We start from the raw sequence: 22,432 nt of genomic DNA, 5'->3' as shown, positions 1-22,432 counted from the left end.
GTTCAATCGATCCGGCCGAATTCGGTCACCGGCGTTGCCCAATAGACGAGCCTGGTTCCGGCGAACGAGGCCCGCAGACCTTCGAGCAAGCGGCTGGCATCGCTGCTCGCCAGGATAACCTGCACGATGGCCTGGTCGGCGTGACCCTTCACGCGTTCGGCGGCGGTGTGCAAACGGACATCGGCGCCGTGACCGGTGCCGTGCGATGCCGAGAATCCCGAAATCAGGTCGGCCTGCGCGGCGAGATAGTCGAACACCTCGTCGCGGAGCTGGCGCGGTACGACCAGGGTGAGACAGACCGGCTGCACGGTCATTTGGTCACCTTCGGTGATCCGCCATAGCGGCGATACAGGATCGGCAGGAGAATCAGGGTGAGCACTGTGGAGGACACGAGCCCTCCGATCACGACCACGGCGAGGGGGCGCTGGACTTCGGACCCGGGGCCCGAGGCGAAGAGCAGCGGGATCAAGCCAAGCGCGGTAATACTCGCGGTCATCAGCACAGGCCGAAGCCTGCGCTTGGCGCCCTCGACGACAATGCGATCCTCGCTCAGGCCATGGGCCCGAAGCTGATTGAAATAGGTGACCAGAACGACGCCGTTGAGGACGGCGATGCCGAGCAGCGCGATGAATCCGACCGACGCTGGCACCGACAGATACTCGCCCGTCAGGACCAGCGCGAACACGCCCCCGATCAGGGCGAAGGGAATGTTGACGAGCACGAGCAAGGCCTGGCGGATGGCGCCGAACGTGGTGAAGAGCAGCACGAAGATCAGGCCGATCGCGACGGGCACCACGACCGACAGGCGCGCGGCGGCACGTTGCTGGTTCTCGAACTGTCCGCCCCAGGTCAGACGGTAGCCTTCGGGTAGTGGGAGTCCGGCGATGACCTTCTGGCGGGCCGCTTCGACGAAGCCGACCATGTCGCGGCCCCGAACGTTGGCGCGCACCACGCTCATGCGTGCGCCGTCTTCGCGATCGATCTTCACCGGCCCGTCCACGCGCTGGATGCGGGCGATCTGCGATAGCGCCACGTGCTGTCCGGAAGCAAGCGTCAGCGGCAGGCTCGCCAGCAGCGTCGGCGCCTCCCGTGTCGTATTGCTGCCCCGGACGAGAATGGGCGTGCGGCGTCCTTCCTCGAGCGCGGTCCCGATCGTCCGGCCTTCGATCTGCGTGCGCAGCGAGTTGGCGATGGAATCCACCGTGAGGCCGAGGCGGCCGGCCTCCATCCGGTTGACGGCAACCGTGTAATATTGCGCGCCTTCGTTGAGGGTGGTGTAGACATCCTCGGCCCCGTCGATGCTCGAGAGGATGGCCGACAGCTTGGCGGCGGTTTCGTTCAGCTTGGCGATGTCGGGGCCGAAAATCTTGACGGCGACGTCGCCGCGAACGCCGCTGATCATCTCCTGTACGCGCATGTCGATGGGCTGGGTGAAGCTGAGCGAAATACCGGGAAAGCCGGCCAGCACCTCGCGAAGGGTCTGCAGCAGGGCCTCGCGATCCCCAGTCTGTCGTTCGGCGGCCGGCTTGAGCACGAGGAACGTGTCGGTCTGGTTGGGGCCCATGGGATCGAGGCCGAGCTCGTCCGACCCGGTCCGCGCGACGATGCCGGCGATATCAGGCACGGCCAGAAGCGCAGCCTGGAGCCTCGCATTCATGGCAAGCGACTCGTCGAGGTTGACGGACGGAAGCGTCTCCACGCTGACGATGACATCGCCTTCGTCCATCGTCGGCATGAACGTCTTGCCGAGCTTCGTATAGGCGAAGCCCGCAGCGAGCAGGCCGATCAACGCCGCAGCCATCACCTTGCGCTCGTTGTTCAGGGCCCAGTCCAGTGCTGGCACGTAGACCCGTTGTGCCGCGCGCACCAGCAGGGGATCGCGATGGGATGCGGACGCGAGCACGTAGGACGTTGCGACCGGGATCACCGTGAGCGCCAGCAGCAGCGAGCCGGCCAGCGCGAAAATGATGGCCAGTGCGACGGGGATGAACAGCTTGCCCTCCAATCCCTGCAAGGTCAACAGGGGGATGAACACGATGATGATGATGAGGACGCCCGAGGCCACCGGTTCCAGGACTTCGCAAACCGAACGATACACCAGATGGACCAGCGGAAGCGCCTTGCTCGTTTCGTGCTTGCTCAAATTGCCGACGATGTTTTCGACCACGACGACCAGTGCGTCGATCAGCATGCCGATCGCGATTGCAAGCCCGCCGAGGCTCATCAGGTTGGCCGACATCCCCACGATGCGCATGACGATCAGGGCGATGACGATGGCGAGCGGCAGGCTGAGAGCAATCACCAGTGAGGCCCGCCAGTTGCCGAGGAAGAGCAGCAGAAGTGCGATGACGAGGACGGTGGCCTCGCCGAGCGCTCGCACCACGGTGCCGACGGCACGGTTGACCAGGCGGCTGCGGTCATAGAACACGTTGATCGAAACGCTCTTCGGCAGCGAGGATTGCAGCTCGGCAAGCCGGGCACGCACGTCGCGGACGAGCTGGCCCGCGTTGGCGCCACGCAAGCCGAGTACGAGTCCCTCGACGGTTTCACCGCGGCCGTCCGACGTCACTGCGCCATAGCGGGTCAGCGTTCCCACTTTGACGCTCGCGACGTCGTTGACCAGGATCGGCACGCCTTCGCGGGTGTCGACGACGATGGCCTTGATGTCTTCGATCGAGCGGATGCTGCCTTCGATCCGGACCAGGGCGCTGTCCTCGCCCTGGTTCACCCGCCCGGCGCCGTCATTGCGGCTGTTGGCTTCGATGGCCCGGCGAAACAGCTCGTAGGAAATGCCGCGGGCGGCAAGTGCATCGTTACGCGGCACGATCTCGAAGGCGCGCACGTAGCCGCCGAGCGCATTGACGTCCGCAACGCCGGCGACCGTGCGCAGGGCAGGACGGATCACCCAATCGAGCAGGGTTCGGCGCTCGGCGAGCGAAAGCTCGGGACTGTCGATCGTGAACATGAACATTTCGCCGAGGGGGCTTGTGATCGGCGCAAGACCGCCGCTCACCCCGTCCGGGAAATCACGCGAGATGTTCGCCAGGCGCTCCGAGACCTGGTTGCGCGCCCAGTAGATGTCGGTGCCGTCCTCGAAATCCACGGTGATATCGGCCAGTGCGTATTTCGTGGTCGAACGAAGCACCTTCTTGTTCGGCAATCCAAGCAGTTCGAGCTCGACGGGGACCGTGATTCGCTGCTCGACTTCTTCGGGAGTGAGGCCCGGCGCCTTCATGATGATCTTCACCTGAACCGGCGAGACATCGGGAAAAGCGTCGATCGGCAGGCTTGGCAGGAGGACCACGCCGGCGCCGATCACCAGCAACACGGCCAGCATGACGAACGGTCGCTGCGACAACGCGAACGCAACCAGGCGCCGGAGCATCTATTGCCCCAGTCCGGAGAGAATGCCGCGAAGCGCCGAGATGCCGCCGATCGCGATCTCGTCCCGGTCCGTGACCGGACCCGACACGACGACATGGTCCTGATCTTCGGCGAGGAGCTTGACCGGGACCAGCCGGAAGCCGCCGTCGATGGCGACGAAGACCGAGGTTTGTTCGCCCCGCCGCACCAGCCCGCTGTAGGGAATCTCCCAGGCGCTTTCGCCGGCAGAGAGAAAGCCGATGCGTGCAGCGGCCGTCTGACCGGGATGCAGGCCGCCGTCATTGGGGACTTCCGCGCGAACCAGAATGGTCTGGGTGGCAGGGTCGATCGTCTCAGAAACCAGCACGACCTTGCCGGGCGTCGGATAGCCTTCGATCTCCACTTTCGCACCGGCGCGGATTGCCCGGATATTGTCCGCGGGAACCGCGATTTCGGCCCATAGCGGCGAGAGCCGCGCCAGTTTGACGAGCGGCGCGGATTGTTCGAGCCGCTGCCCCGGCGATACCGTGATATCGACCACGGATGCGGTTTGCGGCGCATTGACCGTGAGCGTCGCGCTGATCGCAGCTTCCTGGGCGAGCCGGGAAATCGCCTCGTCCGACATTCCGCTCAGATGCAGCATCTGTCGCCGTTCGGCGACCACGAGCGCGGCCTGGCGTGCCTCGGCCTGGCTCGCCTCCAGCACGCGCTGCGGCACGGCCTTGCCCTCGAACAGATCAATATTTCGCTTGAGCTGCTGGCTGGCGAGAACCTCCTGTGCGATCGCGTGCAGGAAATCGCGCTGCTGGGAGACGAAGCTTGGACTCTCCAGAATGACCAGCGGCTGGCCGGCCGAGGTGCGGTCACCGCGTGCGACCAGGAGATTGGCGACCATGCCGGCGACCGGCGCGCTGACGACCCACAATTGCGGCGTGGGGATCACGATCTGGACGGGATAGGGCAGCGTCAGGTCGGTCCGGCTCGCGATCGGACGGGTGACGCGCACGCCGAGATTGCGGGCCTGCGCATCGCTCAGCTTCAGTTCATCCTGCGCTCCGGACACCGAAGGCGAAAATCCGAATGCAAGGGCAAGGAGAAAGCAGCCTGCGAGGTTCCGGGCCCGGACCGGTCGACGGATCCCATGTTGGAGTTGCATGACAAATGTGGTCCGAAACAACGTGGTTGCACGTTAGTTCGGTTCCGTGCCGAGGAGTTGATTTGCATCAATCCCCCGCTCGCGGATGTGAATCGCGATGATGCCGGAGGGACTCGATCAATCCGGCGGCTCCACGCCTGAGCCTTGCGCCGGATTCACTGCCTTCATCGTCTCACGATGGAGCCGGCCCTGTTGACGAGGCGGGCAAGCTGCTTGAAGCGGCTGCCGACGCGGTCGGCGACGAGGTCGACGAGCCGGTGCTCGAACACCAGCATTAATTTGCGGCGCTGGCTGCGGAAATGCGTGGCGGGCAGGACGCCCGGCCGCGCCGCCGAGATCAGATGGGCGACACGGAATGCCGCGCCGAGCAGGCGGGCGCGTTCGAGCTGCGCCGGCGTCAGCAACTCCTGCATGGTGACCGGCGGCTGGTTTTCCTCGCTGAGGCCCGCATAGCGATAGAACACCGACAAGCCGACGAAGGCGCGCTCGGTGTGGTTGATCGCGCCGAAATTGCCGTTGACGACGAGGCTGAGCGTCTGCTCGCCGCGATGATCGGGATGCACGCGCCAGCCGATGTCGGAGAGCAGGCACGCGGTGTGGCGCAGGCGGCGGTCCTCCTCCGTCTCGCGCAGCTTCACGACGCGCGCGAGGCGATCCGTCCAGGCGATCAGCTCGCGGGCATGCTTGGCCGAACGTGAGAGGAGCTGGTTGAGCTCTTCGGCCGCGCAGATCAGCCCATCCTTGTTGCGCTCGGATTCCGGCAACTTCTCGTGCAGGAGGCCCTCGCGCACGCCGAAGGTCGAGAACACGATGGTCTTGGGCTTCGCGACGCGGATGATGTGCTCGAGCACCAAGGCCGCATAGGTGAGGAGAGGGCGGCGCGCGTCGGCGACGATCTCGATGTCGGCGAGCATGTCGGCGGCCGCGAGCCGGCGCAGGCGGCGCGAGAAGTCGAGCGCTTCAGCCGCCGAAATCGAATAGCCGTGCATCACCTGGAGTGGATAGCCGCTCTGGATGATGTGGATACGCGCGAGTGCGCGCCAGGTGCCGCCGACGGCGTAGAAGGTACGGCCGCGGCCGGCCGTGAGCAGCGGTACCTCGTCGAGCTCCTCGCGGACGATGCGGTCGGCGCGCTTGAGCGATTTGTGCGCGAGATCCTGCAGCGCAAGACCGCCGAGCGGCAGCGTCACGCCGCTGCGCACGCTGTTCCTGCGCACGTCGATCAGTTCGAGCGAGCCGCCGCCGAGGTCGCCGACGATGCCATCGGGATGGTGGATGCCGGAGATGACGCCGAGCGCCGACAGCCGCGCCTCGCGCTGACCCGACAGGATCTCGATCTTGACGGCGCAGATGCGCTCGGCCTTGGCGATGAAGTCGGGGCCGTTGGAGGCATCGCGGCAGGCCGCGGTCGCGATCGCGAACACGCGGCCGACTTGCATTACCCGGCAAAGCGCGCGGAACCGCTTCAGCGAGGTCAGCGCCTTGTCGACGGCGTCCGGCGCGAGCAGACCCGTGCTCTGCACCTCGCGTCCGAGGCCGCACAGCGTCTTCTCGTTGAAGATCGGAATGAGGCTCCGCGCCAACCCTTCGTAGACGACGAGACGAACCGAGTTGGAACCGATGTCGATGACCGCGACGCTGGAGCCGCGCTTGCGCGGCCGCGTCACGTCGCAAATCCCGGATCAGGATTGATGACGTTCATTCCGGCGCGTGAGACGACGCGGCGAGGATTCCTTGAGCGACTTTCCACGGCCAGACAGACTCGGATTTGTCATGAAGTAGTTGTGGACGTTGAAAGGCTCCTCGCCCTTCGCGGCCTTCATACGCGTTGAGGACCCGTCCGGCAACAACTGCCAGCTTTGCTCATTGTCCTTCAGATTCGCGACCATGATCTGTTCGAGAACCTGCTGATGCACCGTGGGATTTTGCAGCGGACACAGCACCTCGACGCGGCGGTCGAGGTTACGCGGCATCATGTCGGCCGAGGAGATATACACAGCCGCTTTCGTGCTCGGCAGGCCCTGGCCCATGCCGAAGCAGTAGATTCGGCCGTGTTCCAGGAATCGTCCGATGATCGACTTGACGCGGATATTTTCCGACAGGCCGGGAATGCCGGGCCTGAGGCAGCAGATGCCGCGCACTACCAGCTCAACCTGCACGCCGGCCTGCGAGGCTTCGTAAAGCGCGTCGATGATGTCGGGGTCGACCAGGGCATTCATCTTCATCCAGACTGCGCCGGGACGGCCGTGCCGCGCATGTGCGGTCTCGCCCTGGATGTGCTCGATGATGCGCTTGCGCAGCGTCAGCGGCGACACCGCCATCTTTTCCAGATCGCTCGGTGCGGCATAGCCGGTGATGAAGTTGAACACGCGGGCGGCGTCACGGCCGATGGTCGGATCCGAGGTGAAATAGGAGAGGTCGGTATAAATACGCGCGGTGACCGGGTGGTAGTTGCCGGTGCCGGTGTGGACGTAGGTCGTGAGGCTGCCGCCCTCGCGGCGCACCACCATCGACAGCTTCGCGTGCGTCTTCAATTCGAGGAAGCCGTAGACGACCTGCACGCCGGCGCGCTCGAGATCGCGCGCCCAGCGGATGTTGGCCTCCTCGTCGAAGCGCGCCTTGAGCTCGATCAGCGCGGTGACGGACTTGCCGGCCTCGGCGGCCTCCGCAAGCGCGCGCACGATCGGCGAGTTGTTGGAGGTGCGGTAGAGCGTCTGCTTGATCGCGACGACATCGGGGTCGCGCGCGGCCTGCTGGAGGAACTGCACGACGACGTCGAAGGATTCGTAGGGGTGGTGGACGATCAGATCCTTCTGCCGGATCGCGGCAAAGATGTCGCCGCCATGCTCGCGCACGCGCTCCGGGTGGCGCGGCACGTAAGGGGTGAATTCGAGGTCGGGCCGGTCGAGGCGGGTGAGCTGCGAGAGCTCGTTCATCGCCTGCACGCCGTCGACCAGGAACACCTCGTCGTCGGCGGCCGAGAGCGCGTGCTGCACGAAGCTGCGCAATTCCTCGGGCATCTTGGAATCGATCTCGAGCCGGATCACCGATCCGCGGCGGCGGCGCTTCAGCGCGGTCTCGAACAGGCGGACGAGGTCTTCGGCCTCTTCCTCGATTTCGAGTTCGGAGTCCCGGATGATGCGGAAGGCGCCCTGGCCGTGCAGATTGTAGCCGGGGAAGAGGCGGTTGATGAACAGGGCGGTGGCCTGTTCGAGCGAGATCAGCCTGACGGCCTTGCCTTCGGAGGGCAGGCGGATGAAGCGGTCGATCTTGCCGGGCATGCGGATCAGCGCGTTCATCTGCTTGCCGTCGGCGGCGCGCGTGAGCTGGAGCGCGATGGTGAAGCCGAGGCTCGGAATGAACGGGAAGGGATGGGCCGGGTCGATCGCCAGCGGCGTCAGGAGCGGGAAGACGTTGTTGAGGAAGTAGTCCTCGACCCAGGTCCGTTCCGCCTTGGTGACGTCCTTGCCGTCCACCAGGACGATGCCGACATCGGCCAGCGTGCCGCGCAGGTCGCGCCAGATCGCCTGCTGGTCGGAGGCAAGCTGGGACACGGTGCGGTTGATCAGCGCGAGCTGCTCGGAGGGTGTCAGGCCGTCGGGGCTGCGCTCGGCGATGCCCTCGCGCACCTGGGCCTTGATGCCGGCGACGCGGACCATGAAGAATTCGTCGAGGTTGTTTGCCGAAATCGACAGGAATCGCACCCGCTCCAGCATGGGATGGCTGGGATTGACCGATTCCTCCAGGACGCGGCGGTTGAAATGCAGCCAGGACAGCTCGCGATTGATGAACCGTTCGGGGCTCGATGCGATCGCCGGAAGGCCCTCGGTCTCCGCGGCTTTTTCTTTGATTTCAACGGCTTGCGCAGAGTCCATGAGAAGTCGATCCATCCAGTTCACCCCAATTTGCGACTTATGCGCAAAACCGGCGGGAGCATGTGTTAGAGCGATGACGTTTCGATGACATTGATGTTCCGGCGCACGGAGCCGTCAAGCGGCGTTGGGGGCCGGGCGGATCAGGCGTCCCGCAGCAGCTCGGCGGCCAGCGCTCGGGTGACGGGGCGGCCGAGCCGCAGGGCCTCGCTGTCGAGCAATTCCACGGCCTGCCGGGCGGCCGCCGAAGACCGCTCCAGACGGGTGGCGAGGTAGCCGACCACGCTCTCGTCCACGGTGAGCTGGCGGTCGGTGCAGAATTTGACGATCAGGCCGCGGAACAGCTGGTCGTCGGGCGGCAGCAGCGCGACGACGGGCACGGCGCGCAGCCGCGAGCGCAGGTCGCGGAGCTCGATCTCGAGCGAGGACGGTGCGTCGCGCCCGGTGAGAAGGACGTAGGCGCCGTCCTCGCGGGCGAGGTTCATCAGGTGGAAGAGGGCGCGCTCTTCGAAATTCTTCGCCTCGAGATCCTCGACCACCAGGGCACCGGTGGCGAGCGCGGCCGGGACCCCCGCGGCGGTCAGTGCGTTGGCCGTGGTCGAGCGGGCGCCGGCCTCCTCGGCCCAGATCGCGGCCAGATGGCTCTTGCCGCTGCCTTCGGGCCCGGCCAGCCACATGATGCGGTTCGGCCATTCGGGCCAACCATCGATCAGGGCGAGGCCGGCGGCGTTGGCGGGGCCTTCGAGGAAATTGTCCCGGCTGAGGCTTTCCGCATGCGGAAGCGAAAACGCCAATTGTCGGGGGTGAACGCGGCCTGCCACGCTTGCTTTGCTCCATGCCGGCGTGCCGGCTTCGCTTCAGAGATTCGACTTCATCGAGGGGGAGTTGGCCTTTTGCGGGGCCACGTCCCACCTCATTTGGCCTCGATCGTGCTCATGTGCCGCAGCCACTCCACGAGGTAGAGCGACACCGAGGAGAGCGTGAAGACCGTGACCAAGCCCATCAGGACGATATCATAGGGCGCTGGCTTGAAGCCGAAGGCAAGGGACGCCAGCACCAGGGCGGCATAAGCGACCTGGGCGGCTGTGTTTAGCTTGGATACTTTCGACGGCTTCATCTCGACCGGCTTGTCGAACAGCCAGGACACGATCACGGCTGCGACGATCATGATGTCGCGTGACACCACCAGGATCACGACCCAGCGCGGGATGTCGCCCCAGATGCCGAGCGCCAGGTAGATCGAGACCAGCAGCGCCTTGTCGGCGAGCGGATCCAGCAGGGCACCGAGCTCGCTCGTCATGTTGAAACGCTTGGCCAGGAAGCCGTCGACGGCGTCGCTGACGCCCGCGATCAGGAAGACGGCGAACGCGACCTCCATTTGGCTCGACACGATGGCCCAGACGATGATCGGGACCAGCATGATGCGGCCTAGGGTAATGATATTCGGAATACTCACGCAGCGCTTCCCGGCACCGGTCTGACCTCAAATCCGGCCCGTCGGAGGCTGAACCGGTTGATATGTCTACATAGTATAGGCCGGGGCGCCATGCGAGCCATTGCGTGTCCCCGGAATTCGACGTAACCAGCCGCAAACCCACTGGAAATCGGGCATGACCGACCGCAAAAACGGCCTCACTTACGCCGATTCAGGCGTCGATATCGACGCGGGCAACCGCCTGGTCGACCTGATCAAGCCGATGGTGCGCGCCACCGCGCGCCCCGGCGCCGATGCCGAGATCGGCGGATTCGGCGGCCTGTTCGACCTCAAGGCGGCCGGCTTCAAGGATCCCGTCCTGGTCGCGGCCACGGACGGCGTCGGAACCAAGGTCAAGATCGCGATCGAGACCGGCCTGCATGGCGGGATCGGCATCGACCTCGTCGCCATGAGCGTCAACGACCTCGTGGTGCAGGGCGCCGAGCCCTTGTTCTTCCTTGACTATTTCGCCTGCGGCAAGCTCGACCCGGAGGCCACCGCCGCGATCGTCGCAGGCATTGCCGAAGGCTGCCGCGAGTCCGGCTGCGCCCTGATCGGCGGCGAGACCGCCGAGATGCCCGGCCTCTACAAAGACGGCGACTACGACCTCGGCGGCTTTGCCGTCGGCGCTGCCGAGCGCGGTACCTTGTTGCCGCGCAAGGATATCGCCGCGGGTGATGCCGTGATCGGGCTTGCTTCGTCGGGCGTGCACTCCAACGGCTTCTCGCTGGTGCGCAAGATCGTGGAACAATCCGGCCTCGGCTTCGCGGCCCCGGCGCCGTTCGCGCCCGTCATGACGCTCGGCGGCGCGCTGCTGACGCCGACCAAGCTCTACGTCAAATCCTGCCTGCGCGCGATCCGTGAGACTGGCGCGGTGAAGGGGCTCGCCCACATCACCGGCGGCGGCTTCACCGACAACATTCCGCGCGTGCTGCCGCAGAATCTCGGCGTCGGCATCGACCTCGCGCGCCTGCCGGTGCTGCCTGTTTTCAAATGGCTGGCGGCGCAGGCCGGCATCGCCGAACTGGAGATGCTGCGGACCTTCAACTGCGGCATCGGCATGATCGCGATCGTCGAGCCCGACAAGGTCGACAAGGTGATCGAGGTCTTCACCGACGCCGGCGAGACCGTGGCGCAGCTCGGCACCGTGATCCCGGCCGAGGGCGAGCACCGCGTCGTCTATAACGGTCACCTCGATCTGGCGCTGTGATGAAGCGCCGGGTCGCCATCCTGATCTCCGGTCGCGGCTCCAACATGGCCGCGCTGATCAAGGCAGCCAGCTCCGCGGACTTCCCGGCGGAGATCTCGCTTGTCGTCTCCAACAAGGCCGATGCGCTCGGGCTCGAACGGGCCAAGGCGAGCGGCGTCAACACGCTGGTGATCGAGAGCAAGCCGTTCGGCAAGGACCGCGCCGGTTTCGAGAAAGTGCTGCAGGCCGCGCTCGACCAGCACGGCATCGAACTGATCTGTCTCGGCGGCTTCATGCGCCTGTTCACGGCCGAGTTCACCAAGGCCTGGTACGGGCGGATGCTCAACATTCATCCCTCGCTGCTGCCGTCGTTCCCCGGCCTCGATCCGCACGGCCAGGCCCTGCGCGCCGGCGTCAAACTGTCCGGCGCGACCGTGCATTTCGTGATCCCCGAGACCGATGCTGGCCCGATCGTGATGCAGGGCGCGGTTCCCGTCAGCGACCACGACACCGCCGACACGCTGTCGGAGCGCATCCTCGAAGTCGAGCACCGCATCTATCCCGAGGCGCTGCGGCTGCTCGCGACCGGCAAGGTCCGGATCGAGGGCGACGTGTGCAGGACGGCGGGGAGCGCAGCGTCGGAGAATTTTCTGGTTGCGCCGGTTGTGAGCTGACGCGTCGCCTTCGCTGGGCCCGCCCCAAACGAAATCCCCCGGCAGAGCCGGGGGCAACGTCATGATCTCTCGCCTGTCGTGAGAGAAATCAGGAGACCTTGAGGTTCTCCGCGGATGATTTGCCGCGGTTCTCCACGAGGTCGTATTCAACCACCTGGTTCTCGTTGAGGGTCGAAAGTCCGGCACGCTCGACGGCGGAGATGTGGACGAACACGTCCTTGTCGCCGCCGTTCGGCTTGATGAACCCATAGCCCTTGGTCGGGTTGAACCATTTGACGGTGCCCTTTTGCGGCATCGCTAGTCTCCTCCACTAGATAGAAAAAAGACGCGGCCGCTTTTTCGCGTGCCACGCCACAAACGGGCTTCCGGAAGTCTGTTCGAGTCTCATCGTCGCGAAACGCACAGCAGAGCGGCCAATTCCGATTGTGCCGGATATTGCAACATGAAAATCGCGCGTTAGCAAGCCGAGCGCGAATTTCAAGGCCGGGGCGGGTATCATCATCTGCTATTTGCGACCTGTGGCCGCGGAACCACAATGGAAGCAATAGGCTCGGTAACGGCGTGCCGACCGGTTGACCCTCCGTGGCAGTTCGGCACAAATCGCCGCAAGCGTGCGCCGCTCATGTTGCATTTTTGCGGGCCGCGATTGGCTTCGGGATTAGTCGTCATGCGCTGCACCCTGCAGCCCTCCGGAACACGGCAGACAATCGGGTTGAACCGCGTCCGCCGGGGTGCGGCAGGGCTCGCGAAGGCCGCTGCGGTCAAGGCCGTTGCAGTCGTGGCGCTTGTTTTCGCCGTGACGATGTTGGCCGCGACGCCCGGTTTCGCGCAAACCCCGACGCCGACGCCGACTCCGACGCCCACGCCGTCACCGACCCCGGTCCCGACCTCGACCAACTCCAACCGGTCGGCTGGCAACAGCATGCTCAATTTCGGTTCGGGATTTCTGGAGCGGCTGGGCAACCAGGCCTCCAATGGCTTCGACCGGTCGTTCCGGACCAATCCCGGCGGCGGCGGCGCGGCCGCGAGCACGGAAGATCCCCGCTACCGCACCTGGTTCGAGGGCTACGGCATCGCGGTCCACACCGACGCGCAAGGCGACTTCGTCGGCGACAAGCGCCGGACGTTTGGCGGGGTCGCCGGCATCGGCGCGCGGGTTGCGCCGGGCGTCAATCTCGGTTTCTCCCTCGACCAGAGCCACACCGACATCGACGTGCCGCTCGCGCTGCAGTCGGCAACACTCGACCTGACCCAGCTCGGCTTCAACGGCTCGGTCGACAAGGGCCCGTGGACCTGGGCCTTCGCGCTGGTGCACGGCTTCGGCAAGGTTCATTCCAGCCGGGATACCGGGTTCGGCTTGGCGACCGCCGGTTATCGCGCCGCGGTCGACGGCGCGCTGACCGAGATCAGCTATTACTGGACCAAGGACCAGATGCGCATCGTGCCCAAGGGCGCGCTCGAATATGTGCGCGCCACCAGCGCCGCGTTCCAGGAGGCTGGCGGGCTCGATCCGCTCAACGTGGGCTCGACGGCGCTCTCTCGAGCGCGCGTGATGATCGGGGCGGAGATCGGGCGCTATTTCATCTTCGACCAGAGGATCCTGGACCTGTCGGCCTACGGCAAGTTCGTCGACAATTTCTATCAGAACCTGGGATCGGTGCAGGTCAGCCTCGGGACCCAGAGCATCGTTGTTCCCGGCATCGGCGAGAGCCGTTACGGCATGGATGCGGGCGGCTCGGCTTCGCTCAGCCTTACCAACACCGCGCGGCTCTACGTCAACTACGACGGCAAGTTCCGCAACGAGCTCACCTCGCACCAGGGCACGGTCGGCTTCGAATATCGGTGGTGAGCGAGCATGACCCGGACCCGAAGGGCCGCGCCAGCGCAAAGTGCGTAGCGGTTTTCCCTCGCGACAAACGCGGAACGCGTTTGCGCGAGATTATGCTCCCAAAGTGACGGTCACGCCGGCGTTGCCGCCACGTAGCCGGTCAATCCGAAACCTTCGCGCGCGGCCGTCATCATCGGCACCAGCGCGTTCGGATGGATGAACTCGTCGCGGAAGCAGGGATAGGTCCTGGGATCGAAGATCTTCTTCAGCCAGTCGACCACGATCTTGTGGCGCTCGGAAGCGCGAAACTCTCGGTGATAGGTCAGCCAGAGATCGGCGTGGTGGCTGACGCCGAGATCGACCGCAATGAGCGGTGCGCCGAGCGCGATCGACACGGTCGGCAGGAAGCCGATGCCGGCGCCGCGCTCCACCGCATAGAGTGCGCCGACGGAGGAATTGGTCTTGATGCCGACGATGCCCTCGAGCGACTTCAGCCCGAGCACACGAGCATAGGCGCCGTCGTCGACCTGGGGCGCGCTCTGCTTGATGATGCGGTGGTTCTTCAGATCGGCCAAGCTTGCCGGCAGGCCGTACAGGTCCTCGTATTCCTTGGACACGAAGGGGTAGATGTGCAGGCGGCCGAGCTTGGCGACGATCAGATCGGGATTGGTCGGTGGCTCGAGCTGGATCGCGATATCGGATTCGAGCCGCGCGACGTCGGCCTGCTCCATCGCACAACGCAGGTCGACGGTGATCTTGCGATAAGTCTTCTGGAAGTCGATCAGCCGCGGCAGGATCCAGAAATTGCCGGGACCTTCCGTTACCGCGACGCGCACGGTGCCGAACGTATCGTTCGACGAGCGCGAGGCGCGGCGGAAGACGTTGAAGGCGTGACGCTCCATGTGCGCGACGTCGGCAATCATCGCGGTGCCTTCGTCGCTCAGCGTGAGCCCGCTCTGGTCGCGCAGGAACAGCTTGCAGCCGATGCTCTCTTCGAGGCGGTCGATCCGGCGCATCAAGGTCGTCGAGGTGAGGCCGAGCTCTTCGGCGGCGTTGCGGAAACTTTTATATTTGGCGCACGCTAAAAACAGCTTCAAATCGTCCCAGGACGCGCCCAGGGCCTCTTCACGGTGCTGCATCATCGCAGCACCCCGGTGCAATAACTGCTGCATACTCCTGGTCCCCAACCGCTAAGCTCGTCATAGCGGGGCATGAAGGCCGCAAACGATAGAGGGGCGATATGCGTATGGAAAGAGGCTCGTTTGCCGCAAGGCATGATTTCGACGCGCTGCCGCTCAGTCCTGAGGTCGAGGTCCGTTGTGCGCAATTTTCCGAAATTGCGGCGCTTTCGGAGATGGCGCACCGGCTGGTGCCCGGCGTGCAGATCGGGACTGCGGAGCTTGCAAAATATTACACATTCGATCCCCAGAGCCTCCTGACATTCAGCCGCAAGGGCGAGTTGCTCGGCGGCATGGCCTTCCTGTTTCTCAACGATCGCGGACACGATGCGCTGTTGCTCGACGATATCTGTCTCACCGCGCCCGAGACGCATTATCTCGCTTCCGCGAGGGAAGACGTTGCTGCCATCTATATCTGGGCGATTGCTGCGACGGGGCGCGGCATCGCGGGTCTCGGCAAGGCCGCGGCTCATCTTCGACAGGTAAGATTTCGCGGCGCGGATTGCTATGCGCAGCCGTCAACCGTGGCCGGGCGCGACATCATGAGAGCGACCGGGTTCGAACCGGTTCCGAGCTTCCAACCCGACCTGTGGTGCTACGAACGCCCCTGGCATCGGCAGTCGATGCACGTGCAGGGCGCGATCGTCCAAGCAAGGAGTTTTGCAGATGCACGGCACTAGGATTCCTCTCGCCAAGCCCGACTCCCGCGCCATCACCATCCGGCTCGCGCGTGATCCCAGCGATCTCATGCTGGTGACCGCCATTCGCTCGGCGGTCTATCTTGCCGAACAGGATTGTCCGTTCGAGGAGGAGTTCGACGGCAACGACATGGTCGCCGCGCATTTCATCGGCTATGTCGGCAACGAGCCCGCAGGTTGCCTGCGGGTGCGCTTCTTCGGCGATTTCGCCAAGGTCGAGCGGCTCGCGGTGCGGCACCAATACCGACGCTCGCGCGTCTCCTTCAAGCTCGTGCAGGCGAGCGTCGACTATGTGAAGCGCAAGGGCTTTCGCAAGATCTACGGCCAGGCGCAGGACCGGCTGGTCGATTTCTGGGCCCATTTCGGCGCCAAGCCACTCGGCCACAACCGCAAGATCACCTTCTCGGATTTCTCCTATACGGAGATGTTGCTCGAGATCGAGCCGGGGCCGGACGCCATCACGCTGGACAGCGATCCTTACGTGATTATCCGTCCTGAGGGCGATTGGGACCGTCCGGGCGTGCTCGACGCCTCGGCGGGGCGGGCGGTGACCTCGCCGCTGCGGGACCTCGCACTCGCAGATCGCTGAAACTGGTGCAGCTCGGCGCAAGACAATGCTGGCTTCCATCACCGATGATCCGCCGATCCTGGTCTGTGCGGATCTCCAGGTCGAATACCTCACCCCCGGGCGGCGTCACGTCATCCGCGACGGCGAGGCCGCCACCACGCGCTGCCTGGAACTCCTGACGCTATGGCGCGACAGGCTCTGGCCGGTGATGCATCTGAAGCGCATCGCCCAGGCCGCCTGGTTCAATCCTGCATCACGGCTGACCGATTGGATCGCCGAGGCGAGGCCGCGGCCCGGCGAGATGACGTTCGAGCACCCGCTGCCCTCGGCCTACAGCTCGTCGCGGTTTGTGGATTACATGTCCAATATCCACAATGGCCGCTGCGTGCTGATCGGCTTCTCGCTGGACGAGACCATCCTGGCCACCGCCGTCGACGGATTTCACCGCAGCCATCGCTACCAGGTGGTCGCCGATGCCGTGGCCTGCCGGCAGCCGGGCTCGGGCGATGGCGCCGCCTACAAGCAAGCGGTGGTGAATGTTGCCGGAAATTTTGCTACAATCCAGTCCAGCGCCGAACTGATCAAAACCAGCGGCGCCGTTGCGGTGTAGGCGGCCGCCATCGGCGGGTGGGGTGGGACATTGTCAAGGGGAGAAGAGCTCAAGGTGCTGGCGAGCGAGCTGTCGCGCGCAGCCGAGAGGGCGCGCCGCATCGGCTTGCCCACGACGGTCTATCTGCTTTCGATGGCCCTCGTCGAGGTGAAGGAGGCCGCTGTCGCCGCCGACGATGGCGATGACGACAGCGCGGCGTGAGGCTTACTTCATCACGCGTCGCCGACAGCGCGTTGCAGGATGTAAGACGCGTCGGTGCCGTCGCCGTCGCCCGCATAGGCGACGAACTGATCGGGGCGGACCAGGATTTGCCTCGCCGCGTATTGCTCCCGTCCGCCAGAGGCGGTGTCCTTGATCACCTTCAGCGGAATATGAAGGCGTCGTGCGGCTTGCTCGAATGCTGTCGCAGCTACGCCGTCCGCGAGGTCAATCAGGGTGAACCCGTCGCCCAGTTCCTCGAACACGTTCTTGCCTGACGACAGGGGCTGCGGGGTGAGATGGTGACCTGCGCGCGCAGGATAGGCATGCGAGCCGATCGCGCTGCAGACAGCTCCAGCCGGGCCGAAGACGATCGACGACCCCTCGTAGTTCGGCTCGAAGGCGTTGACCTCGGCGCGTGCGCCGGAGTGGCGCCCACGCCAGGCGACCTCGAAATCGCTGCGATCTCGCGCCGGATCATGCCGGCGAAGAAAATCACGGTCGCGGAAGATCGGCGTCTCGATGAAGTCACGCGCGGTGGACGCGAACACCGGCCGCCGCTCCGCATCATAGCTGTCGAGCAGACCGGCGGGCGCCCAGCCTTGCAGCTTGGCGGCGAGCTTCCACGCCAGATTCACGGCGTCTTCGAAGCCGGTATTGATCCCGTAGCCGCCGTAGGGCGGGTGGCTGTGCGCTGCATCTCCTGCGATGAAGACGCGGCCCGCGCGATAGCTGTCGGCGAGCGCGAAGCGTAGATCCCAGAACCCGATGTGCTCGAATTCGACATCGAATTCGGCTCCGGCGGCCTCGTGCAAGAGGCGGCGGAAATCGAAGTTGTCGGCCGTAGTATCGGCGGGAACGGGGGCGTGAAAGAACCAGGTGCTGCCGAGATCGACCCGGCCGAAGAACTTCCAATAACCCTCGAGCTCCGGATGCAGCACGCTGTAAAACGACTTGCCCGGAAAGGCCGCGAGCAGCCGATGCAATTCGACGGAGCGAAACACCAGCAGCACCATCAGCCGATCGTGGTCGGAGCGGGTCTGCGAAATGCCTGCGCGTTCGCGCACGATCGATCGGCTGCCATCGCAGCCGACGACGTAGTCGGCGCGCAGGCTCTGTTTCGTGCCGTCGCGATGCTCGATGTCGAGGCTTACGCCGCCCGCATCGGGCCGGATGTCCCGGCAGGTCCAGCCGTATCGCAGGTCGATGGAGGAGAGCTGTGCCGCGCGTTGTCGCAACACGGATTCGGTCGCGTATTGCGGCAGGCGTTCGTTGTCGGTGAAATAGAACGGGCGGACGAGTTCGCGCTGCAGCCAATTGTAATTGTAGCCGCTGAGCAACGTGCCATAGCTGGTCATTCCACCGATGCCGTAATCGGGAGGAATGGTGCGAGCTTTGCGCAGGGCGCTTTCGGCGCCCCAGAAATGGAAATGCTCCATCGTTCGCTGGGTGAGGTTTTGACCCTTTGGGATCGGTTGCGGCTGTTCATGGCGCTCGACCACGATGGTTTTGATGCCGCGCAGCCCGAGGCCGATCGCCAGACCCATCCCGACTGGCCCGCCGCCGACGACCACGACGGGCGCGTCACTGTCCAGTGGAGCCTGCCTCACATCGTTTCCCCAGGTTGTCATCGCGCGAGGCGCGATCGCCCGTTCTCATGGGACGTCCAAGGAAATGCGTCAAGGAAAATCTCACAGTATGAGATTATTCTGGGTTATTGTCGGTCGTCAATGATATCTGCCGGGCAGCTTCTCGGACCTCGGCGCTGATGCGGTCGATCAACTCGCCTTTGGTATCCTGGCCCGCAATCGTGATGCACAGGCTGGCGACCGGGTAACTTGCATCGAGGATCGGGGCCGCTATCCCAATCGCGCCCGGTGTCACTTCGCCGAAGGCGACAGCGACGCCGGCGCGGCGCACGCGCTTCAGGGTTGCCAGAATTTCGTCAGGCGTGCTGCCGGCACCGACGCTGCGCAGATCGGCCGCGTAGCGGGTCACGAGCGGCATCACGCGTTGCCTGGGCAGAAAGGCCATGATCGAGCGGGCGATCGCGCCGCGTCCCATCGCCATCGGCCGGCCGCGCGGATAGCTGCTCACGGGATTCACCGCGGACGCGATCGAGGCTACGCACAGCATCTTTTCGCCGTACCATCGCACGACCAGGGCGGTGCAGGGATGCATGGCCGACAGGCGTTCCAGGTGCGGCGTGGCGGCGGCGATCAGCGGATCGGAACGACGGCTGAGATAATCCATCTCGACCACGCGCGGGCCGAGTGCGAACCGCCCGCCGCGCATCGGCATGACGAACCCGCTCTCCTTCAGGCTCTTCAGATAGCGATACAATGTCGGCCTGGTGTAGCCGAGCTCCTTCATGAGCTCGTCCGGCGACCATTGCGGCCGTGCCTCCGTGAAGAGATCGAGCACGGCAAGAACTCGATCCTGACTGTTTGCTTTGACCAAGTGGGGATAAATCCGGCTTCGCGTGTTCGCCGTGTTACCGCATTCGCGTGGACTACAAAACGGCGACAGCTGCACGACTTGTCCTTCGCAATAATCTCATTATAAGAGATTTTAGGAAGAAGAATAGTGCAAGGGCTGCCGGGGGAGGGGTTTGGCATGGCTGTGACAGCTGCAGATGAGGTCGTGCCAGGCACGATCGACGTTCCCGCCTTTGTCGATGCTCAGCCGGTTGGAGCCTTTCAGATCCGGGTTCTGCTTGTCTGCGCCGCCGTGCTGTTCATCGACGGCTTCGACACCCAGGCCATCGGCTACGTCGCTCCTGCGGTCGCGCAGGAATGGAAGCTGGCACGCGGGAGCCTTGGACCGGTGTTCAGCGCGGGGCTTTTGGGCCTCATGATCGGTGCCCTCGTCTTCGGGCCAATGGCCGACAGGATCGGACGCCGGCGCATCATCCTTGCGAGTACGCTGGTGTTCGGCATCGGGACGTTGCTCACGGTGTTTGCGACGGACACGACCTGGCTGATCGCCTTGCGCGTCCTGACCGGCCTCGGGCTTGGCGGTGCGATGCCCAACGCCGTTGCCCTGACCTCCGAATTCAGCCCGCATCGCCGCCGCGCCACGCTCGTGATGATCATGTTCGCGGGCTTTTCGATTGGTGCGGCGCTGGGCGGGTTGCTGGCGGCCGCACTGATTCCGGCCTTCGGCTGGCGTTCGGTGTTTCTCGTCGGCGGCCTCGTGCCGCTGCTGCTGCTTCCTTTCCTGTTCAAGGCGTTGCCGGAGTCGATCCGCTTCCTGGCGATGATCGGCGGCCGCGACCGGGAGGTGGCTGACCTGCTCCAGAAGTTGGTCCCGGGCGCCTCGTTCCCCGCGGGTGCCAGGTTCGTCGTGCAGGAGCCTAAGCTCACGGGACTGCCTGTTGCGCATCTGTTTGCAGAGGGACGTGGATCTGTAACGCTTCTGCTCTGGATCGTTTTCTTTATGAGCCTGCTCGACCTTTACCTCCTGTCGAACTGGCTCCCCACGGTGCTGAATGACCTCGGAGTCTCGGTTTCGGCGGCGGCCGCGATCGGCGCGATGCTGCAGGTCGGTGGCGTCGTCGGCACTTTCACGCTCGGCCAATTCATCGATCGCTTCTCGTTTCGCGCGTTGGCGCTGACCTATTTGGTCGCCGCGGTCGCGGTCGCGGCCGTCGGCATGGCAAGTCATTCGATCGTTCTGGTCACGATTGCCATCTTCGCGTCTGGCTTCTGCATCGTCGGAGGGCAGATCGCCTCGAACGCGCTGACGGCGACCTACTATCCGACGGCGATCAGATCGACCGGCGTGGGATGGGCGCTCGGCATCGGCCGCATTGGTTCAATCCTGGGGCCTCTGATCGGCGGCCTGATGCTGGCCCGCGACATGGGACCGCAGCCGCTGTTCGGCGCCGCGGCCGTCCCGGCGCTCATCGCGGCAGCTGCGGCTTTCGTCCTGGCGCGGCGGGGCTAGGCGAGGGGCGTGCCGGCTGCCGATGCGCCTGCTTTCCTGCAATGCTCATGTGCGCTTGTTGCCAACGAAATGACGTTGCAAGTTGCGGCCTGCCGCAATAGCCAAGATGTCGACGCTTTCTTTGGACAAGCTCGCCGCTTGGACCGGTCTGCGTCATGACTCCCGTGACGCACCGTCGAGGAAGCACGCAAATGTCCATGCTGCCCAATTCGCAGGAAGCCCGCGATGTGGCCTACCAGCTCCATCCCTACACCAACGCGCGCGCCCATCAGCAGGCCGGTCCCCTGGTGATCGAGCGCGGCGAGGGGCCTTACGTGTTCGATGCGGCGGGCAAGCGTTATTTCGAGGCGATGGCCGGCCTGTGGAGCGTCGGGCTCGGCTTCAACGAGAAGCGTCTGGTCGAGGCGGCGCACAAGCAGATGCAGGCGCTGCCGTTCTACCACACCTTCTCCGCCAAATCGCACGGACCCTCGATCGATCTCGCCGAGAAGCTGGTGGCGCTCGCCCCCGTGCCGATGAGCAAGGTGTTCTTCACCAATTCCGGCTCGGAAGCCAATGACACCGTGCTGAAGCTGATCGCCTATCGCTCCAACGCGCTCGGCCAGCCCCAGCGCAAGAAGATCATCAGCCGCATGCGCGCCTATCACGGCGTCACCATCGCATCAGCCAGCCTCACGGGCCTGCCGAACAACCACCGCTCCTTCGACCTGCCGCTGCCGAACATCCTGCACACAGGCTCGCCGCATTTCTACAAGGACGGCGCCCCCGGCGAGAGCGAGGAAGCGTTCGCCACCCGCCGAGCCGAGGAACTCGACGCGCTGATCCGGAAGGAGGGGCCGGACACGATCGCGGCGTTCTTTGGCGAGCCGGTGATGGGAGCGGGCGGCGTCATCGTGCCGCCGGCGACCTATTGGGACAAGATCCAGGCGGTCCTCAGGAAGTACGACATCCTGCTGGTCGCCGACGAGGTGATCTGCGGCTTCGGCCGCACCGGCAAGATGTTCGGCTGCGAGACCTATGGCATCAAGCCCGACGCGATCGTCGTCTCCAAGCAGATCACCTCGAGCTATTTCCCGCTGTCTGCGATCATGATGAACGAGCGTATGTTCGAGCCGATCGCGGACGAGAGCAACAAGATCGGCGTGCTCGGCCATGGATTCACCGCGGGCGGTCATCCCGTCGGCTCGGCGATCGCACTGGAGAACCTCAAGATCATCGAGGAGCGCGGCCTGGTCGCGCATGCCGCCGAGCTCGGCGGCTACATGCAGGGGAAGCTGCGTGAGCTCACCAGCCACCCGCTGGTCGGCGAGGTTCGCGGCGTCGGCATGATCGCAGCCCTCGAGCTCGTGCTCGACAAGGGCCGCAAGACCGCGGCGGCAACGCCCGGCGCCGTCGGCGGCATCGCCAGCCGCATGCTGCAGGAGCGCGGCGTGATCTCCCGCAACATGCTGGATGCCATCGCGATCTGTCCGCCGCTGATCACCAACAAGGCCCAGATCGACGATCTGGTCGCCGCGATCGCGGGCGTGCTGAACGACATGAAGGCGGAAGCGGCAAAGCTGACGCCGGCGTAGGGGGCATGCTGTTGCGTCAAATTCCGTCATTGCGAGCCAACGGGTCCGCGCGAAGCGCGGCCCGATGACAGGCTCCGCGAAGCAATCCAGAATTCCTCCTAG

The 22,432-nt window shown here is 64.9% G+C and carries 20 protein-coding genes; 9 read left to right on the top strand and 11 right to left on the bottom strand.

Features of this window, described 5'->3' with window-relative positions; translation table 11 throughout:
- Positions 1–2: 2 nt before the first annotated feature.
- The 7 genes from A5906_RS24830 to A5906_RS24800 form a co-directional block, all read right to left on the bottom strand.
- Complete coding sequence (locus A5906_RS24830) at positions 3–314, bottom strand: DUF3240 family protein (RefSeq protein ID WP_080137895.1); 312 nt, start codon at positions 312–314, stop codon at positions 3–5.
- Positions 311–3,385: an efflux RND transporter permease subunit gene (locus tag A5906_RS24825; RefSeq protein ID WP_080137894.1), complete on the bottom strand. Its 3,075-nt coding sequence runs from the start codon at positions 3,383–3,385 to the stop codon at positions 311–313. Before A5906_RS24825 ends, A5906_RS24830 begins: the two co-directional genes overlap by 4 nt.
- Positions 3,386–4,519, bottom strand: coding sequence for an efflux RND transporter periplasmic adaptor subunit (locus A5906_RS24820; RefSeq protein WP_080137893.1), 1,134 nt, complete (start codon positions 4,517–4,519; stop codon positions 3,386–3,388).
- A 164-nt stretch (positions 4,520–4,683) separates the two neighbouring features.
- Entirely contained in the window at positions 4,684–6,186 is a 1,503-nt protein-coding gene (ppx, locus tag A5906_RS24815; protein ID WP_080137892.1) for an exopolyphosphatase, read from the bottom strand.
- Between the two features lie 15 nt (positions 6,187–6,201).
- Positions 6,202–8,394, bottom strand: a complete 2,193-nt coding sequence (locus A5906_RS24810) for an RNA degradosome polyphosphate kinase (RefSeq protein WP_080137891.1) — start codon at positions 8,392–8,394, stop codon at positions 6,202–6,204.
- Between the two features lie 140 nt (positions 8,395–8,534).
- Positions 8,535–9,212: a P-loop NTPase family protein gene (locus tag A5906_RS24805; RefSeq protein ID WP_080137890.1), complete on the bottom strand. Its 678-nt coding sequence runs from the start codon at positions 9,210–9,212 to the stop codon at positions 8,535–8,537.
- 92 nt (positions 9,213–9,304) lie between these two features.
- Positions 9,305–9,847: a CDP-alcohol phosphatidyltransferase family protein gene (locus tag A5906_RS24800; protein ID WP_080137889.1), complete on the bottom strand. Its 543-nt coding sequence runs from the start codon at positions 9,845–9,847 to the stop codon at positions 9,305–9,307.
- A gap of 154 nt (positions 9,848–10,001) precedes the next feature.
- Here A5906_RS24800 and purM point away from each other — a divergent pair, with 154 nt between their 5' ends.
- Both purM and purN read left to right on the top strand, forming a co-directional pair.
- Positions 10,002–11,075 carry a phosphoribosylformylglycinamidine cyclo-ligase gene (purM, locus tag A5906_RS24795; RefSeq protein ID WP_080137888.1) on the top strand — a complete coding sequence of 358 codons (1,074 nt, stop codon included), beginning with the start codon at positions 10,002–10,004 and terminating at the stop codon, positions 11,073–11,075.
- A complete protein-coding gene (gene purN, locus A5906_RS24790) occupies positions 11,075–11,728 on the top strand; it encodes a phosphoribosylglycinamide formyltransferase (RefSeq protein WP_080137887.1) in 654 nt (217 codons plus the stop codon). The genes purM and purN overlap by 1 nt, the downstream gene beginning before the upstream one ends.
- An 88-nt stretch (positions 11,729–11,816) precedes the next feature.
- Here purN and A5906_RS24785 read toward each other — a convergent pair whose 3' ends face one another.
- Positions 11,817–12,023 (bottom strand): cold-shock protein, encoded by a 207-nt coding sequence (locus tag A5906_RS24785; RefSeq protein ID WP_008551638.1) that lies wholly within the window; start codon positions 12,021–12,023, stop codon positions 11,817–11,819.
- Positions 12,024–12,395: 372 nt separating this feature from the next.
- Between A5906_RS24785 and A5906_RS24780 the strand changes: the two genes are divergently transcribed.
- Positions 12,396–13,577, top strand: coding sequence for an autotransporter outer membrane beta-barrel domain-containing protein (locus tag A5906_RS24780; RefSeq protein ID WP_080137886.1), 1,182 nt, complete (start codon positions 12,396–12,398; stop codon positions 13,575–13,577).
- A gap of 110 nt (positions 13,578–13,687) precedes the next feature.
- Here the strand turns inward: A5906_RS24780 and A5906_RS24775 are convergent, their stop codons facing one another.
- Entirely contained in the window at positions 13,688–14,728 is a 1,041-nt protein-coding gene (locus A5906_RS24775) for a LysR family transcriptional regulator (RefSeq protein ID WP_080137885.1), read from the bottom strand.
- 68 nt (positions 14,729–14,796) lie between these two features.
- Between A5906_RS24775 and A5906_RS24770 the strand changes: the two genes are divergently transcribed.
- Genes A5906_RS24770 through A5906_RS43135 form a run of 4 tightly spaced genes read left to right on the top strand, consistent with a single transcriptional unit; the run spans position 14,797 to position 16,811 of the window.
- Positions 14,797–15,414 (top strand): hypothetical protein, encoded by a 618-nt coding sequence (locus tag A5906_RS24770; RefSeq protein ID WP_167523426.1) that lies wholly within the window; start codon positions 14,797–14,799, stop codon positions 15,412–15,414.
- A complete protein-coding gene (locus A5906_RS24765) occupies positions 15,401–16,021 on the top strand; it encodes a GNAT family N-acetyltransferase (protein ID WP_018645421.1) in 621 nt (206 codons plus the stop codon). The genes A5906_RS24770 and A5906_RS24765 overlap by 14 nt, the downstream gene beginning before the upstream one ends.
- 25 nt (positions 16,022–16,046) lie before the next feature.
- Complete coding sequence (locus A5906_RS24760; RefSeq protein ID WP_080137883.1) at positions 16,047–16,610, top strand: isochorismatase family protein; 564 nt, start codon at positions 16,047–16,049, stop codon at positions 16,608–16,610.
- Positions 16,611–16,640: 30 nt separating this feature from the next.
- On the top strand, positions 16,641–16,811 hold the full coding sequence (locus tag A5906_RS43135) for a hypothetical protein (protein WP_167523425.1): 171 nt from the start codon (positions 16,641–16,643) through the stop codon (positions 16,809–16,811).
- Positions 16,812–16,822: 11 nt separating this feature from the next.
- On the opposite strand, the gene A5906_RS24755 is transcribed toward A5906_RS43135, so the two are convergent.
- Both A5906_RS24755 and A5906_RS24750 read right to left on the bottom strand, forming a co-directional pair.
- A complete protein-coding gene (locus A5906_RS24755; protein WP_283807724.1) occupies positions 16,823–18,418 on the bottom strand; it encodes an FAD-dependent monooxygenase in 1,596 nt (531 codons plus the stop codon).
- Between the two features lie 94 nt (positions 18,419–18,512).
- Positions 18,513–19,268 (bottom strand): IclR family transcriptional regulator, encoded by a 756-nt coding sequence (locus A5906_RS24750; protein ID WP_080137881.1) that lies wholly within the window; start codon positions 19,266–19,268, stop codon positions 18,513–18,515.
- A gap of 156 nt (positions 19,269–19,424) precedes the next feature.
- Between A5906_RS24750 and A5906_RS24745 the strand changes: the two genes are divergently transcribed.
- Both A5906_RS24745 and A5906_RS24740 read left to right on the top strand, forming a co-directional pair.
- Positions 19,425–20,756 carry an MFS transporter gene (locus A5906_RS24745; RefSeq protein WP_167523424.1) on the top strand — a complete coding sequence of 444 codons (1,332 nt, stop codon included), beginning with the start codon at positions 19,425–19,427 and terminating at the stop codon, positions 20,754–20,756.
- 191 nt (positions 20,757–20,947) lie between these two features.
- Complete coding sequence (locus A5906_RS24740; RefSeq protein WP_080137880.1) at positions 20,948–22,330, top strand: aspartate aminotransferase family protein; 1,383 nt, start codon at positions 20,948–20,950, stop codon at positions 22,328–22,330.
- Positions 22,331–22,432 lie beyond the last annotated feature (102 nt).

The sequence above is a fragment of the Bradyrhizobium sacchari genome, assembly GCF_002068095.1.
Lineage (GTDB): Bacteria > Pseudomonadota > Alphaproteobacteria > Rhizobiales > Xanthobacteraceae > Bradyrhizobium > Bradyrhizobium sacchari.
Note: the sequence above shows the minus strand (reverse complement) of the source record. Positions and strands in the feature narration are given on the sequence as shown.

What these genes read in the sequence shown, in the direction of transcription:
- A5906_RS24830 (WP_080137895.1), bottom strand. Translation starts at nt 314, where the DNA reads ATGACCGTGCAGCCGGTCTGTCTCACCCTGGTCGTACCGCGCCAGCTC.
- A5906_RS24825 (WP_080137894.1), bottom strand. Translation starts at nt 3,385, where the DNA reads ATGCTCCGGCGCCTGGTTGCGTTCGCGTTGTCGCAGCGACCGTTCGTC.
- A5906_RS24820 (WP_080137893.1), bottom strand. Translation starts at nt 4,519, where the DNA reads ATGCAACTCCAACATGGGATCCGTCGACCGGTCCGGGCCCGGAACCTC.
- A5906_RS24810 (WP_080137891.1), bottom strand. Translation starts at nt 8,394, where the DNA reads ATGGACTCTGCGCAAGCCGTTGAAATCAAAGAAAAAGCCGCGGAGACC.
- purM (WP_080137888.1), top strand. Translation starts at nt 10,002, where the DNA reads ATGACCGACCGCAAAAACGGCCTCACTTACGCCGATTCAGGCGTCGAT.
- purN (WP_080137887.1), top strand. Translation starts at nt 11,075, where the DNA reads ATGAAGCGCCGGGTCGCCATCCTGATCTCCGGTCGCGGCTCCAACATG.
- A5906_RS24785 (WP_008551638.1), bottom strand. Translation starts at nt 12,023, where the DNA reads ATGCCGCAAAAGGGCACCGTCAAATGGTTCAACCCGACCAAGGGCTAT.
- A5906_RS24780 (WP_080137886.1), top strand. Translation starts at nt 12,396, where the DNA reads ATGCGCTGCACCCTGCAGCCCTCCGGAACACGGCAGACAATCGGGTTG.
- A5906_RS24775 (WP_080137885.1), bottom strand. Translation starts at nt 14,728, where the DNA reads ATGCAGCAGTTATTGCACCGGGGTGCTGCGATGATGCAGCACCGTGAA.
- A5906_RS24770 (WP_167523426.1), top strand. Translation starts at nt 14,797, where the DNA reads ATGCGTATGGAAAGAGGCTCGTTTGCCGCAAGGCATGATTTCGACGCG.
- A5906_RS24765 (WP_018645421.1), top strand. Translation starts at nt 15,401, where the DNA reads ATGCACGGCACTAGGATTCCTCTCGCCAAGCCCGACTCCCGCGCCATC.
- A5906_RS24760 (WP_080137883.1), top strand. Translation starts at nt 16,047, where the DNA reads ATGCTGGCTTCCATCACCGATGATCCGCCGATCCTGGTCTGTGCGGAT.
- A5906_RS24745 (WP_167523424.1), top strand. Translation starts at nt 19,425, where the DNA reads ATGGCTGTGACAGCTGCAGATGAGGTCGTGCCAGGCACGATCGACGTT.
- A5906_RS24740 (WP_080137880.1), top strand. Translation starts at nt 20,948, where the DNA reads ATGTCCATGCTGCCCAATTCGCAGGAAGCCCGCGATGTGGCCTACCAG.